At 73.3% G+C, this 13,309-nt stretch carries 10 protein-coding genes; 7 read left to right on the forward strand and 3 right to left on the reverse strand.

Translation table 11 applies throughout. The features are described 5' to 3' along the window. Positions 1-131: 131 nt before the first annotated feature. A complete protein-coding gene (locus tag ABZ234_RS05160; RefSeq protein WP_355011091.1) occupies positions 132-1,799 on the reverse strand; it encodes a glycosyl hydrolase family 18 protein in 1,668 nt (555 codons plus the stop codon). A gap of 430 nt (positions 1,800-2,229) precedes the next feature. Between ABZ234_RS05160 and ABZ234_RS05165 the strand changes: the two genes are divergently transcribed. The 7 genes from ABZ234_RS05165 (at position 2,230) to ABZ234_RS05195 (ending at position 9,467) form a co-directional block, all read left to right on the forward strand. Beyond that, on the forward strand, positions 2,230-2,751 hold the full coding sequence (locus tag ABZ234_RS05165; protein WP_267950494.1) for a MarR family transcriptional regulator: 522 nt from the start codon (positions 2,230-2,232) through the stop codon (positions 2,749-2,751). Positions 2,752-2,824: 73 nt separating this feature from the next. Then, positions 2,825-4,555, forward strand: a complete 1,731-nt coding sequence (locus tag ABZ234_RS05170; RefSeq protein ID WP_267946315.1) for a methylmalonyl-CoA mutase family protein — start codon at positions 2,825-2,827, stop codon at positions 4,553-4,555. A gap of 172 nt (positions 4,556-4,727) precedes the next feature. Next, on the forward strand, positions 4,728-5,681 hold the full coding sequence (locus ABZ234_RS05175) for a tetratricopeptide repeat protein (protein WP_267946314.1): 954 nt from the start codon (positions 4,728-4,730) through the stop codon (positions 5,679-5,681). A 240-nt stretch (positions 5,682-5,921) separates the two neighbouring features. Continuing rightward, positions 5,922-6,695 (forward strand): cytidylate kinase-like family protein, encoded by a 774-nt coding sequence (locus ABZ234_RS05180; protein WP_355011092.1) that lies wholly within the window; start codon positions 5,922-5,924, stop codon positions 6,693-6,695. A gap of 368 nt (positions 6,696-7,063) precedes the next feature. Then, positions 7,064-8,470 carry an NAD-dependent malic enzyme gene (locus tag ABZ234_RS05185; protein WP_267946312.1) on the forward strand — a complete coding sequence of 469 codons (1,407 nt, stop codon included), beginning with the start codon at positions 7,064-7,066 and terminating at the stop codon, positions 8,468-8,470. 106 nt (positions 8,471-8,576) lie between these two features. Continuing rightward, on the forward strand, positions 8,577-9,158 hold the full coding sequence (locus ABZ234_RS05190; protein ID WP_355011093.1) for a YqgE/AlgH family protein: 582 nt from the start codon (positions 8,577-8,579) through the stop codon (positions 9,156-9,158). 66 nt (positions 9,159-9,224) lie between these two features. After that, the gene (locus ABZ234_RS05195) at positions 9,225-9,467 is read left to right on the forward strand and encodes a DUF3039 domain-containing protein (RefSeq protein WP_267946310.1); all 243 of its coding nucleotides are present in this window, start codon (positions 9,225-9,227) and stop codon (positions 9,465-9,467) included. Positions 9,468-9,682: 215 nt separating this feature from the next. Here ABZ234_RS05195 and ABZ234_RS05200 read toward each other — a convergent pair whose 3' ends face one another. Then, complete coding sequence (locus ABZ234_RS05200; RefSeq protein WP_355011094.1) at positions 9,683-11,572, reverse strand: HtaA domain-containing protein; 1,890 nt, start codon at positions 11,570-11,572, stop codon at positions 9,683-9,685. 131 nt (positions 11,573-11,703) lie between these two features. Continuing rightward, positions 11,704-13,140, reverse strand: a complete 1,437-nt coding sequence (locus tag ABZ234_RS05205) for an LPXTG cell wall anchor domain-containing protein (RefSeq protein WP_355011095.1) — start codon at positions 13,138-13,140, stop codon at positions 11,704-11,706. Between the last annotated feature and the right edge of the window lie 169 nt (positions 13,141-13,309).

Consider the following 13,309-nt stretch of genomic DNA (forward strand, 5'->3'; position numbering starts at 1 on the left):
GGGGTGGGGGAGGGGCCGGCGCGGACCGTCGCACATCGGTCCGCGCCGGCCGTGGCGGCGGTGCTCCCCGGATCAGAGCACCGACGCCGCCCGGTCCCGGTCCGGGGACGCCGGACCGGGGGTTCGAGGGGTCAGTCGGCCAGCGCCGCGTCGATGGCCGCCATGAGGCTGCCCTCGGCGTCGTCGCCGTCGATGGACCAGATCATCACGCCGCCCATGCCCTGGGCCTGGGCCCAGTCGGTCTTCTGGGCGACCGCGGTCTCGTCGTCGTAGGTCCAGAGGGTCCGGCCGTCGTAGAGCCAGGCCGTCCCGGCCTCGTCGTTGCGGTACAGCTCGTAGCCCTCGTCGGTGAGTCCGCGGAGGACCTTCCAGTCCTCGGTGCCCGTGCCGTGGGTGCCCTGCGCGGGGCCGGTCGCGGGCTGGAAGAGGCCGTCGCCGTCGGGGCCGGGCTCCACGCCGGTCCAACCCTGCCCGTAGAAGGGGATGCCCAGGACCAGCTTGGCCGGGTCGACCCCGCGGTCGATGTAGGCCTGGTGGATGAGCTCGGCGGAGATGACCGGCTCGGGGTCGCGGGCGTCGGTGACGAGGTTGGACTGGTGGTTGGTGACCGACTCCCAGGTGCCGTGGTAGTCGTAGCCCTGGACGGTGACGAAGTCGAAGTTCGGCATCAGCTCGTCCAGCTCGAAGCCGGCGTCCAGGCGCCAGCCGCCGGCGGGCAGGAAGGCGGTCAGCTCGTAGTGGCGGTCGTCCTCGGCGCCGAGCTCGTCCATCTGGTCGCGGAACTCCTGCACGAGGGCGGTGAAGTTCTCCTTGTCCTCGGGGCGGACGACGTTGTGCGGGTTGCCGTCGGAGCCGGGCCACTCCCAGTCGAGGTCGATGCCGTCGAAGACGCCCGCGGCGGCGCCCTCGCCGCCCGCGCCGTTGAGCTCGGGGAGGTCGCCCCGGAGGTAGAGGTCGATGCAGGAGCTGACGAGCTTCTCGCGGGACTCCGCGGTCAGCGCGGCGTCGGAGAAGTGGCGCGACCACTCCCAGCCGCCGAGGGAGATGCTGACGGCCAGCTCGGGGTACTGCTCCTTGAGCTCGAGGATCTGGTTGAAGTTGCCGCGCAGCGGCTGGGCGGGGTCGTCGGCGACGCCGTCGACGCTCTGGTCGGCGGGGACGGGGTGGCCGTAGTCGGCGAGGGCGTCGCCCTGGCCCTCCTCGTCGGTCATGACGCACTCGCCCTCGGCACTGACGTTGCCGAAGGCGTACTGGACGTGCGTGAGCTTCTCGGCACTGCCGCTGTCGACGAGGTCGCGGACGTGGTAGTCGCGTTCCCTCGGTCCCCACTGGGTGAAGTAGGCGACGGAGTAGCTGTCGTGGGAGGGGCCTTCGCCGCCGGAGCAGGGTGAGCCGTTGACGAGGCAGCCGACGGGGTCGGTGCCTCCGTCGGCGTGCAGGCCGTTGAAGCCGAAGGAGTACTCGCCGCCGGCGGGGACGGTGGCGCCCCAGCGCGGCGGGGTGATCGTGTAGCCCTCGGCCGTGCCCGCCAGGCTCGCGTTCCACAGTTCGTGGATGCGGCTGCCGTCGGGCAGCGCGAACTCGACGGTCCAGTCGCTCACGGGGGTGTCCGAGGCGTTGTGGACGGTGATCTCACCGGTGTAGCCGGTGTTCCAGCGGGCGGACTCGACGTAGGTGACCGTGAGGTCGGAGGCGTCGGCCTCCTCTGCGGCGGCGGTGGAAGGTGCCGCCGCCAGTGGGGCGGCCAGCACTGCTGCGGCGAGGGCCGCGAGCAGGGTGCCGGAACGTCGTGCTCTCACGTCGGGAGATCTCCTGGTCATGAGCGGGGGGGCGGGGGGATGACCGTCGCACCGCGGAGCGGGTGGGATGGGCTGCGGCCGGTCGGTCGGAGGGCGCCTGCGCGGTCTTCCGGCAGGGGTGGTCCACGAGTGAAGTGAGGTCCTGGAAAACGTTCCGGTGCCTCTGACGTGGGGGGATAAATTTTTAGGAAACTTAACTAATAATTACGGGTGGCGTCAACGGCCTCCCGTGAACTTTCTGGAGACCATCCGCCGTGGTTTCGGGTTTTCCGAGTTGGAGGGGTGGACCGGCCTCCTGGGGTGCCCGTGTCCCCTTGTGGCCACCGGAAGCCATTGACTCCGCGTCGTGCGAATGCTACGGCGGGTGGTCGTCCCTCGTGGCGGACGGCGCCCTCCGGGTACGCCCTAGAGTGACGGCGTGGGAAACCCGTTGAATCTTCCGTTCGACCCGATCGAGCGCGCACACGACAACTGGACGCGCAGATGGGGTGCCTCGCCCGCGATGGCGGCGGTCACCTCGGTCATGCGCGCGCAGCAGATCCTGATCGGCGAGCTGGACGGTGCACTCAAGCCGTTCGGTCTGACCTTCGCCCGCTACGAGGCCCTCGTCCTGCTCACGTTCAGCGCCTCCGGTTCCCTGCCCCTGGGCAAGATCGGTGAGCGCCTGATGGTGCACCCGACCAGCGTCACCAACACCATCGACCGGTTGGAGGGGCAGGGCTTCGTGCGCCGCCGCCCCAACCCGAGCGACGGCCGCGGCGTGCTGGCCGACATCACCGACACCGGGCGCGCCGTCACCGAGGAGGCGACCCGGGCGCTGCTGGGCATGGACTTCGGGCTGGGCTGCTACTCCGACGAGGAGCTGTGGCGCATGCACGAGACGTTCACCAAGCTCAGGGTGGACTTCGGCGACTTCCCCGAACCCGTGTCCGGGGCCGCCGAGGGTCGCTGAACCGCACGCTCCGGGCGGGGCGCCGCAGGTGTCGTCCCTGTACATATTTAGTTGGACGTCCTACTATTTCGTCATGGCGAACACCACGAGCGACCCCACCGACGGCGGCGGGGCCGAGGAGATCGAGGCCGGGCGCGAGCGCTGGCAGCGCCGCTACGACTCCGCGCGCACACGCGACGCCGACTTCACGTCCCTGTCCGGGCGCCCCCTGCAGCCGGTCTACGGGCCCGCGCCCGGGGCCGAGGTGCCCGGCTTCGAGCGCGTCGGCTGGCCCGGCGAGTTCCCCTTCACGCGCGGACTCCACTCCACGGGCTACCGGGGGCGGGCGTGGACCATCCGCCAGTTCGCCGGCTTCGGCAACGCCCGCCAGACCAACGAGCGCTACAAGATGATCCTGGCCTCCGGCGGCGGCGGGCTCTCGGTCGCGTTCGACATGCCCACCCTCATGGGCCACGACTCGGACTCCCCCCACGCCCTGGGAGAGGTCGGCCACTGCGGGGTGGCGATCGACTCCGTGGCCGACATGGACCTGCTCTTCGACGGCATCCCCCTCGGCGCCACCACGACCTCGATGACCATCAGCGGCCCCGCCGTCCCGGCGTTCTGCATGTACCTGGTCGCCGCCGAGCGCCAGGGCGTCGACACCCGCACCCTGAACGGCACGCTCCAGACCGACATCTTCAAGGAGTACATCGCCCAGAAGGAGTGGCTGTACCCGCCGGAGCCCCAGCTGCGGCTCATCGGCGACCTCATGGAGTACTGCGCGGAGCACATCCCCGCGTACAAACCGCTGTCGGTGTCGGGCTACCACATCCGCGAGGCCGGGGCCACGGCCGGGCAGGAGCTCGCCTACACGCTCGCCGACGGCTTCGGCTACGTCGAGCTCGGCCTCTCGCGGGGGCTGGACGTGGACGCGTTCGCGCCCGGGCTGTCGTTCTTCTTCGACGCGCACATCGACTTCTTCGAGGAGATCGCCAAGTTCCGGGCCGCCCGGCGCATCTGGGCGCGCCGCCTCAGGGACGTCTACGGCGCCCGCACGGAGAAGGCCCAGTGGCTGCGGTTCCACACCCAGACGGCCGGCGTCTCCCTCACGGCCCAGCAGCCCTACAACAACGTGGTCCGGACCGCGGTCGAGGCCCTCGCCGCGGTGCTCGGCGGCACGAACTCCCTGCACACCAACGCCCTGGACGAGACCCTGGCGCTGCCGACCGAGCAGTCCGCCGAGATCGCCCTCCGCACCCAGCAGGTGCTCATGGAGGAGACGGGAGTCGTCAACGTGGCCGACCCGCTCGGCGGCTCCTGGTACCTGGAGGCGCTCACCGACGAGCTGGAGGCCGAGGCGGAGCGGATCTTCGCGGAGATCCTGCGGATGGGCGGCGGGGAGGGGGCCGAGCACGCGATCGGCCCGATGACCTCGGGCATCCTCGCCGGGATCGAGAACGGCTACTTCAGCTCGGAGATCGCCGAGTCGGCCTTCCAGTACCAGCAGGCCCTGGAGAAGGGCGACAAGCGGATCGTGGGGGTCAACTGCCACACCGGCACCGTCTCCGGCGAACTGGACATCCTCCGGATCAGCCACGAGGTGGAGCACGAGCAGAAGCGCGAGCTGGCCGAGCGCCGGTCGCGCCGCGACGGCGCCGCCGTGGACGCGGCGCTGGCGGCCCTCCTGGAGGGGGTCCGCGCGGACGACCGCAACCTGATCCCCCTCATCATGGACGCCGCCCGGGCCGAGGCCACGATGGGCGAGATCTGCGCGACGATGGGGGAGGAGTTCGGGACCTACACCGAGGACCCGCGCTTCTGAGACCGGGCTCCCACGATCCGCACGGGCCCCGCCGGAACCCTCCGGCGGGGCCCGTCGTTCGTCACGCGGGGGCAGGAGGGGAGGCCCGCCCCCGGGCCGTGTTCGGCCGAACACGGCCCGGCCCCTTCGCGGGCGGTCCACGCCCTCCCCGCGGATACGGCAGGATGGAAGCATGCAGCCTTCGGACTTTTCACCGAACAGTGCCGTTGACCTCGGCGCGCGCAAGGCGGCCATGGAACGCGAGGCCAAACAGCGTGCGGCGGAGTCGGCGGGTCGATCCAACCCCTACGCCTTCGACGTCGACGAGTCCTCCTTCCAGGCCCAGGTCCTCGAGCGGTCCATGACCGCTCCCGTCGTGCTGGCCGTCCTCGCCGGCTGGTCCGACCAGTCCAAGCAGTTCGAGGACGTCCTGGACAAGCTCTCGGCGGCCTCCGGCGGGAACTGGTTCCTCGCCAAGGTCGACAGCGACGCGAGCCCTCAGCTGGTCCAGGCCCTCCGGGTGCCCACGGCCCCGATGATCATCGTGGCCGTCCAGGGGCAGCTCCTGCCCGGCCCGGCGGGCCCGGCGACCGAGGAGCAGCTCACCGGCTGGCTCACCGAGGCGTTCGCCGCCCTCCAGGAGCAGGGCGCGCTGCCCCCGGGCCACCCCGGAACCCTCGCGGGGGAGCCGGGGCCCGAGGACGCCGCCGGCGCGCAGCCGGAGGCGCCCCAGGGCCGCCCGGTGGACGCCGAGGCCCAGGAGGCCCTGGACCGGGGCGACTTCGACGCCGCCGCGGCCGTCTACGCCAAGGCCGTCGAGGCCGACCCGGGCGACACCGAGTCCAGGAGCAAGCTCGCCCAGGTGCGCCTGGTGGGGCGCCTCCAGGACGTCGACCCGGACGCCGCCCGTGCGGCCGCCGACGCCGACCCGGCGGACGTGGACGCGCAGACCACCGCGGCCGACATCGACATGTACGGAGGCAAGTTCGAGGACGCCTTCGACCGCCTCGTCGCCACGGTCAGGGCGACGCGCGACAAGGACCGCGACCGGGCGCGCCAGCACCTGCTGGGGCTGTTCGACCTGCTGCCCCCGGGCGACCCGCGTGTGGGCGCGGCCCGGCGCAAGCTCACCTCCGCGCTGTTCTGAGGACGGAGCGGGGGAGCGGTCCGCCCGTGCCGGCCCCGGTCGCTCCGACCGGGACCGGCACGGGCGGACCCCGGCGGGTTCCGTCCGGAACCGGCCACGGAGGTCCGCCGACCGGTCCGGGGGCCGCGGAAAACCGGCGCTTTCTTGCGCGGGCGATCACGGGTGGTCCGCCGCCGCCTGGGTAAAGAGTCCGCAAGAGGCGGGCCGGCACGGCCCGCAGGTCGACCCGGCAGGTGTCCCATGGCGAGCGACGACGACCCCCGCAGGACCGGCGAGCCCGTGGTCACGATCTCGGCCACCTACGGCGCGGGAGGCAGCGCGGTGGGGCCGGCCGTCGCCGCACGGCTGGGCGTGGCCTTCCTCGACCGCGCGATCCCCAGCGCCGTGGCGGCCCAGATCGGCTGCTCCCTGGACGAGGTCCTCCAGCGCGACGACCGCGCCCCCGGAGGGCTCGAACGCCTCCTCGCCAGTGCCGCACGCCTTCCCACCGTCACGCTGGGAAGCGTCGACACCGCCTTCATCGGCACCACCGACGAGGAGGGGCGACTCCTCTACGACCACGAGTTCGTGGAGCAGACCGAACTCGTCATCGGCGAGGTCGCCCACAGCGGCGGCGTCGTCCTCGGGCGCGCCGGGGCCGTCGTCCTCGCCGACCACCCCGCCGCCCTGCACGTGCGCCTGGACGGCGACCGCGACGCGCGCCTGCGCAGGGCCCGCGCCCTGTGGGAGGCGGGCGCCCGGGAGGAGTGCTCCGGGCACGGCTGGGGGGAGGGCGTGCCCACGCTGCGGCTGCTGGACGACAACGACCGCGCCCGGGCCTCGTACGTGCGCCGCTTCTACCGCGCCGACCCCGCCGACCCGCGCCACTACCACCTGGTCCTGGACACCTCGGCGCTGTCCCTGGAAGCCTGTACCGACCTTGTCGTGAGGGCCGCCGGGGACCGGGCGGCCCCCGCCGGGGACCTCCCGCCCCAGGCCGGCCGACGCCCCGACGACACTTCTGATTCGTCGTAATTTGTGCGATTTTTTACCATCGCGGTAATTGTCACCTTGTGCTGACGGTGGGCGCTTGACTCGGGTAAGGTAAGGCGACTTGGTTCCGGGTCCCGACCAGCCCCCACCCGCAACCGAGGTCCGCGTGCGGCCGCCACCACGGTGGGACCGCGCGAACCGGACACGCAGGACACCCTCGCCCCGCACACGGGCGGGACGCGAGCGCCGCCCCGCGCACGCGCCTACCGCACCGGGCCCCGGCCGGGCCGCGAGAGCGCGGCGCGGCCCCGCGGCGGGAGGGTCCCCCGACGCCGGCAGCGCGTCCCCGTGAGGGGCCGTCCGCGTGCCCGACGGGCGCACAACACCGAGCCAGAGCCGAGGAGCAACACGTGGCCACCCTTCCCAGCGTTTCGTACTCCATCACCGTCCGCCTCGAACTCGACGCTGGGGGCAGCGCTGTCGGCAGCCTCACCAACGCCGTCGAGCAGGTGGGCGGCATGATCACCGCGCTGGACGTGGCCGCGGCCGGGCACGAGCGCATCCGCATCGACGTCACCTGCGCCGCCCGCGACACCGAGCACGCGCAGGCCATCGTCGACGCGCTGGGCGCCGTCGAGGGCGTGGTCGTCCACAAGGTCAGCGACCGGACCTTCCTCATGCACCTGGGCGGCAAGATCGAGATGAAGTCGAAGGTGCCGCTGCGCAACCGCGACGAGCTCTCCATGGCCTACACCCCCGGCGTCGCCCGCGTCTCCCAGGCCATCGCCGCGAACAAGGACGACGCCCGCCGCCTGACCATCAAGCGCAACAGCGTCGCCGTCGTCACCGACGGGTCCGCCGTCCTGGGCCTGGGCAACATCGGCCCCGAGGCCGCCATGCCCGTCATGGAGGGCAAGGCCGCCCTGTTCAAACGCTTCGCCGACATCGACGCCTGGCCCATCGCCCTGGACACCCAGGACGTGGACGAGATCGTCCGCACCGTCCAGGTGATCGCCCCGGGGTTCGGCGGGATCAACCTGGAGGACATCTCCGCGCCCCGCTGCTTCGAGGTCGAGGCCCGCCTGCGCGAGCTGCTCGACATCCCCGTCTTCCACGACGACCAGCACGGCACCGCCATCGTCGTGCTCGCCGCCCTGCGCAACGCCCTGCGCGTCGTCGGCAAGAAGCTCGGCGAGGTCCGCATCGCCATGTCCGGCGCGGGTGCGGCCGGCACCGCCATCCTCAAGCTCCTCATGCACGCCGGGGCCCGCGACATCATCGTCAGCGACGTCCGCGGCGCGGTGCACACCGGGCGCGACGACCTGGACCCCAACCTCCGGTGGATCGCCGAGCACACCAACCCCGAGGGCTACAGCGGCGACCTCCGCGGCTCCGTCGCCGGAGCGGACGTCTTCATCGGCGTCTCCGCCCCCAACCTGCTCGAGGGCGAGGACATCGCCGAGATGAACGACGACTCGATCATCTTCGCGCTGGCCAACCCCGACCCGGAGGTGGACCCGGAGGTCGCGCACCTGCACGCCTCCGTCGTGGCCACGGGCCGCAGCGACTACCCCAACCAGATCAACAACGTCCTGGTCTTCCCCGGCTTCTTCCGCGGGCTGCTCGACGCCCAGAGCCACCACGTCACCTCCGACATGATGGTCGCCGCCGCCGAGGCCCTCGCCGACGTCGTCAGCGAGGACGAGCTGGGCCCGAACTACATCATCCCCAGCGTGTTCCACTCCGACCTGTCCACCCACGTGGCGACCGCGGTGCGCGAGGTCGCCCAGCGCGGGCTGCGCGACCAGGTCCAGTGACGCCGGACCCGGGGGCGGCGCCCCGCGGGAGGGAGCGGTGGACCCGGGCGTGTAACGGCCTGGGAACACGGGCGGATCGGCGGCTGTTCCGGGGTAGAGGTGCAGCATGGACCAGTCGACTATGACCGGGCGGCTCCTGGTGGCCGCCCCCCTCCTCCAGGAGGACTCCTTCCGCCGCTCGGTGGTGTTCGTCGTGGACGACACGGCCGACGGCACACTCGGGGTGATCCTCAACCGCCCCCTGGGTATGGCCGTGGACGAGGTCGTCACCGACTGGGGCGCCTATGCGAGCGAACCGGCGGTGATGTTCTCGGGCGGCCCCGTCGGGGCCGACTCCGGGATAGCCCTGGGCGCGGCCGGGGTCGGGGAGCCGCCTCCGGGCTGGGCGCCCCTGGAGGGCCTCGCCCCGGGGCTGGGCCTGGAAGCGGTCGGCGTGGTGGACCTGGACGGTCCCCCGCAGGTGCTCGGGACGGCCCTGGGAGCGTTCCGCGTGTTCGCCGGCTACGCCGGGTGGAGCGAGGGCCAGCTCCGGGAGGAGATCGACGAGGGCGCGTGGTTCGTGGTCGACGCGGTCCCCTCGGACGTGTTCACCACGTCCCCCGAGGGCCTGTGGGCCCGGGTGCTGCGGCGCCAGGGCGGGCGGATGGCGCTCCTGTCCACCTACCCGGACGATCCCACCATGAACTGAGCGCCCACCGGTGTGGGTGCGGCACCCTATACCGTGGAACGCAGACGTCGAAAGGTGTGAGGCACGATGGCGATGGACATCCTCAACAAGGTCCTTCCTGACAGCGAGACCAGGCCGGACATCTCCCACGACAGCGGGGACCGGGAGCGGTTCGCCCACTACGTGCAGAAGGACAAGATCACCGAGAGCGCCGTCACCGGCAACCCCGTGATCGCCCTGTGCGGGAAGGTCTGGGTCCCCAACCGGGACCCCAAGAAGTTCCCGGTGTGCCCCGACTGCAAGAAGGCCTACGAGGAGATGATGAAGTAGGACGTCTCCACGTCGCCTCCACGCGGTGGGCGCCACACGGAAGGCCTTGGCACACGAACGTGCCAAGGCCTTCGTGCTCTCCGCGGGCCCCCGGCCGCCGCGCGCGTGCCCCCGCTCTCCGGCGGACGCGCTCCGCGGCCTCCGGGGCCCCGCGGGCGCCCGGGCCGTGCCCGCTCAGGGCCTCCGGTCCGGGCGCCCGCCCAGCGGCTCCGGGGTCAGGCGGCGTCCTCGGGGACCGGGGCGCGGCGCCTGCGGGCGGCGTACACGGCCGTGCCGCCGGCGGCCACGGCCACCGCGGCGGCGGCGAGCAGGCCCGTGAGGGCGGCGCCGGTGTTGGGCAGGCCGGGATTGTCGCCGCCGCCGTCACCCCCGCCGTCGCCCGGACCGCCGGGGGCGCCCCCGGCGCCGTCGCCGCCGCCCGGGACCGTGACGTCCTCGTCCACGCTCACCGTCAGGGCGACCGGGTCCAGCGCCGCCCCCTCGGCGTAGAAGTCCGCGAAGGCGGGCACGCCCTCGGCGGTCAGGGAGGCGGGGATCGGGTCCCAGCTCAGGACGCCGTCCGCGAGCTCGTACTCCACCCCGGACAGGTCCAGGTCGGCGAACGCGACGTCCTCGTAGGAGACGAGCTCCTCGCCGGCGAGCGACTTGCTGACCACGTCGGCGTACAGGACGCCCGCGCCGTCCTCGATCTCCACTCGGGGGTCGCTGACCGTCATGTGCAGGAGCGGGTCGGCCCCGTCGTACACGTGGCCCTCGAAGACGACGGTGCCCTCGAAGCCGATGTCGGCCGTGGACGCGGACAGGTCCACCTCGCCGCTGCCGTTCGTGAACGCGTAGGTGCCGTCCTCGTTCGTCGTCGCGCCGTTGCGGGTGCTGATCTCACCGTGGGCGATGTTGCCGGTGATGTAGTCGCGGAAGGACTCCTTCACCCCCCAGTCCGCGCGGCCGTTGTGGACGGTCAGCGGGCCGTCGGGGTCCGTGGGGTCGACGGGGTCCGTCGGCTCCTCGGTGGGGTCGGTCGGCTCCTCGGTGGGCTCCTCCCCGGAGGCGAAGGAGACGGGCGTCCACACGTCCTGGTCGCGGTTGGCGATGTCGGTGTGGTCGTTGAAGACCGCCACGTAGCACTGCGACTCGACGCAGTCGTAGGTGGTGCCGTCCTTGTCGTAGGAGCCGGTCACCGCCACCTCGGCGCTGAAGGCGCCGTCCTCGCCCGGGGCGGTGGCGCCGCGCAGCCACACCGCTCCGGTGTAGTGGGCCGGGAAGGAGTCGGCCGACCGCGGGAGGGCGGTCAGCGCAGCGTAGACGCCCTGGCCCGGGCGGAAGCCGGCGCCCTCGAGGGTGACGGTGTCACCCTCGGGGTCCAGGCCGGAGTCCGGGGCCACGGTGACCCGGGGAGCGGGGTCGGGCCCGCCCGGTTCGGTGACGTCCGCGATGCCGGCGGTGAAGGACAGCGGGTCCATCGGGGACCCGGCGGCGTAGAAGCTCGCGAACGGCTCGACCGCGTCGGCGTGCAGGCTGGCCGAGGCGGAGGTGAAGGCGATCTCCTCGCCCTCGACGGTCAGCTCGGCGCCGGTCAGCTCGGCGACCGCGACCTCTCCGTACCCGACCAGGTCGCCCGGGGGCAGGTTCGGGTCGGCGCCGCCGAACTCGCGGCTGGTCACGTCGGCGTACACCGTGGCGGCGTCGCCGTCGAACACCACGCGCGGGTCGGAGACCCGGACCTCCAGGACGGGGCCCCGGCCGTAGTCGTGGCCGCTGAAGACGACGGTCCCGGCGAAGTCCACCTCACCGGAGGCGTCCTCCTTGGACACCGAGCCGCCCGCCGTGGGGAAGTCCACGGTGCCGTCGGCCAGCACCGTCGCACCGTCGGAGGCCTCGTAGCCGCCGTGGGCGATCGGCCCCGAGATGTAGTTGCGGAAGGACTGCTTCACGCCCCAGACGGCCGAGCCCCCCTCGAGGGGCACGGTCTCGTCGGCGGAGGCCGGCGCCGCGGCGACGGCGAGCGAGGCGCCGAGGGCGGCGACACCCGCGTAGGCGGTGAGGGCGCGCAGGGCCCGGCGGGCTCTGCCCGGGGCTCCGCTCCCGCCTGTCGTGGTCGTGGTCATGGGATTCGTCGGTCCAATCGTGAGGGGGATGGGTGGAGGGGACGGCCCCCGGCGCGTGCCGGGGGCCGGCGGGTCGGCGGCCCCTGCCGAGCGGGGGCGGCGGGGCCCGCCGGTGGGGGGTCTGGGGGCGGTCAGCCGGCGGACGGGTCCGTCGCGGTGTCGTTCCCGCGCCGGCGGCGCGTGGCGAACAGGGCCGCGGCGCCCGCCAGGGCGGCCACCGAGGCGGCCAGGACGAGGCCGTGGAGCTCGGCGCCGGTCCGGGGGAGTCGGCCGGGGGAGCCGTTCCCGCCGTCACCGTTGCCTCCGCCTCCGCCGCCGGAGTTCCCGGCTTCGCCGCCGGAACCGGAGCCGCCGTCGCCCGAACCCGAGCCCGAGCCGAAGGAGACCGGGACGAACACGTCCTGGCCGCGGTCGCTGGACCGGGTGTGGTCGTTGCGGGTGACCACCGCGCACTCCGTGCCGGAGGCGGTGCAGTCGGTGTTCTCGTCACCGGCCCGGACCTCGAGCTGGACGCTGAAGCCGCCGTCGGCGCCGCTGCCGGTGTAGGGGGTGGTCAGCCCCTCGCCGTAGGGCGGGGGGTTGCTGGAGACCCATACCGATGCGCCGCCGGAGCCGTCCATGTCCACGCCGCCGATGCACGGTCCGGGGGCCTGCGCCGGGCCGGCCGAGCTGGTGTCGCACAGGGCGACGTAGACGCCCTTGGAGGTGTCGTAGCCGGTGCCGGTGACCGTGACGGTCTCACCGGCCGGGTCGAGCCCCGAGGTCCTGGAGACGGTCAGCGCGGGGGTGCCGGGCTCCCGGGGGGCGGGGGCCTGCGGGGCGGCGGGCCGGGCCCGCGGCTCCGCCTGGGGGACCGTCACGGGCGCCGTCTCCGGGACGGCGCCCGTGACGGCGAAGGCCACCGGGACCCGGCCCACCACGACCGGGGCGGAGGGAGCCTCCGGGACGGCCTCGGAGACGCTCGTCCCCGCACCGGGGGAGGCGGCCGGCGCGGACCCGCCGGTGTCCCCGGACGCGTCCTCCCCGGCGCCCCCGCCCGTGTCCTCCGCCGGGCCGGGCGCCCAGGTCCCCCCGGCGGCCGCGACCGCTTCCCCGGCGGGGGCGGGTGCGAGCTCCAGGAGGCGGATCTCGAACGGGTCCTCCTCCGCGTCCAGGCCGGCCCCGGCGGCGAACCCCGCCCCGGTGTCGAGGACGACCGTGAAGGTCCCGCGCGAGCCGACCTCGACCGTCACCGCGTTGCCGTCGTCGGGGACGGCGCCGTCGTCGGCGGAACGGGTGTCCGCGGAACCGGCCGGCACGGCCCAGGTGGCGACCTCGACCAGTGAGCCGGGCGCGTGGCCGATCCCGGAGACGGTGACGGTGTCGCCCGCGGGGTCGAGGCCCCCGGTCCGGTCCACGGTGGTGACGCGGGGGCGGCCGTGTTCGCCGTCCGGGGACGGGACGGGTTCGGCGAGCGCCGCCGCCGGAACCGTCGTGGACAGCACCGCCGCGACGGCGGTGGCTGCGAGGGGCGGGACGAGCCCGCGGCGCCGCCCGTGGCCCGGGCGGGGGGAAACCGCTGCTTGCATCAGAGGCCTTCGCTTCGTGCGGGGCGGTGGGAGACCGCCCTCCGCGTGAGGTGGGGAGAGTTCTTTAGGTTACGCTTACCTTTGTGAAGTGAGCCTTGCCTAACTCGAAGTCCGCGCCGGAACAGTTGAACACCGAAGCATCAGGCTTGTCAAGATGATGACGAAGTGT

It is taken from the genome of Nocardiopsis sp. NPDC006198 (assembly GCF_040613895.1).
GTDB lineage: Bacteria > Actinomycetota > Actinomycetes > Streptosporangiales > Streptosporangiaceae > Nocardiopsis > Nocardiopsis tropica.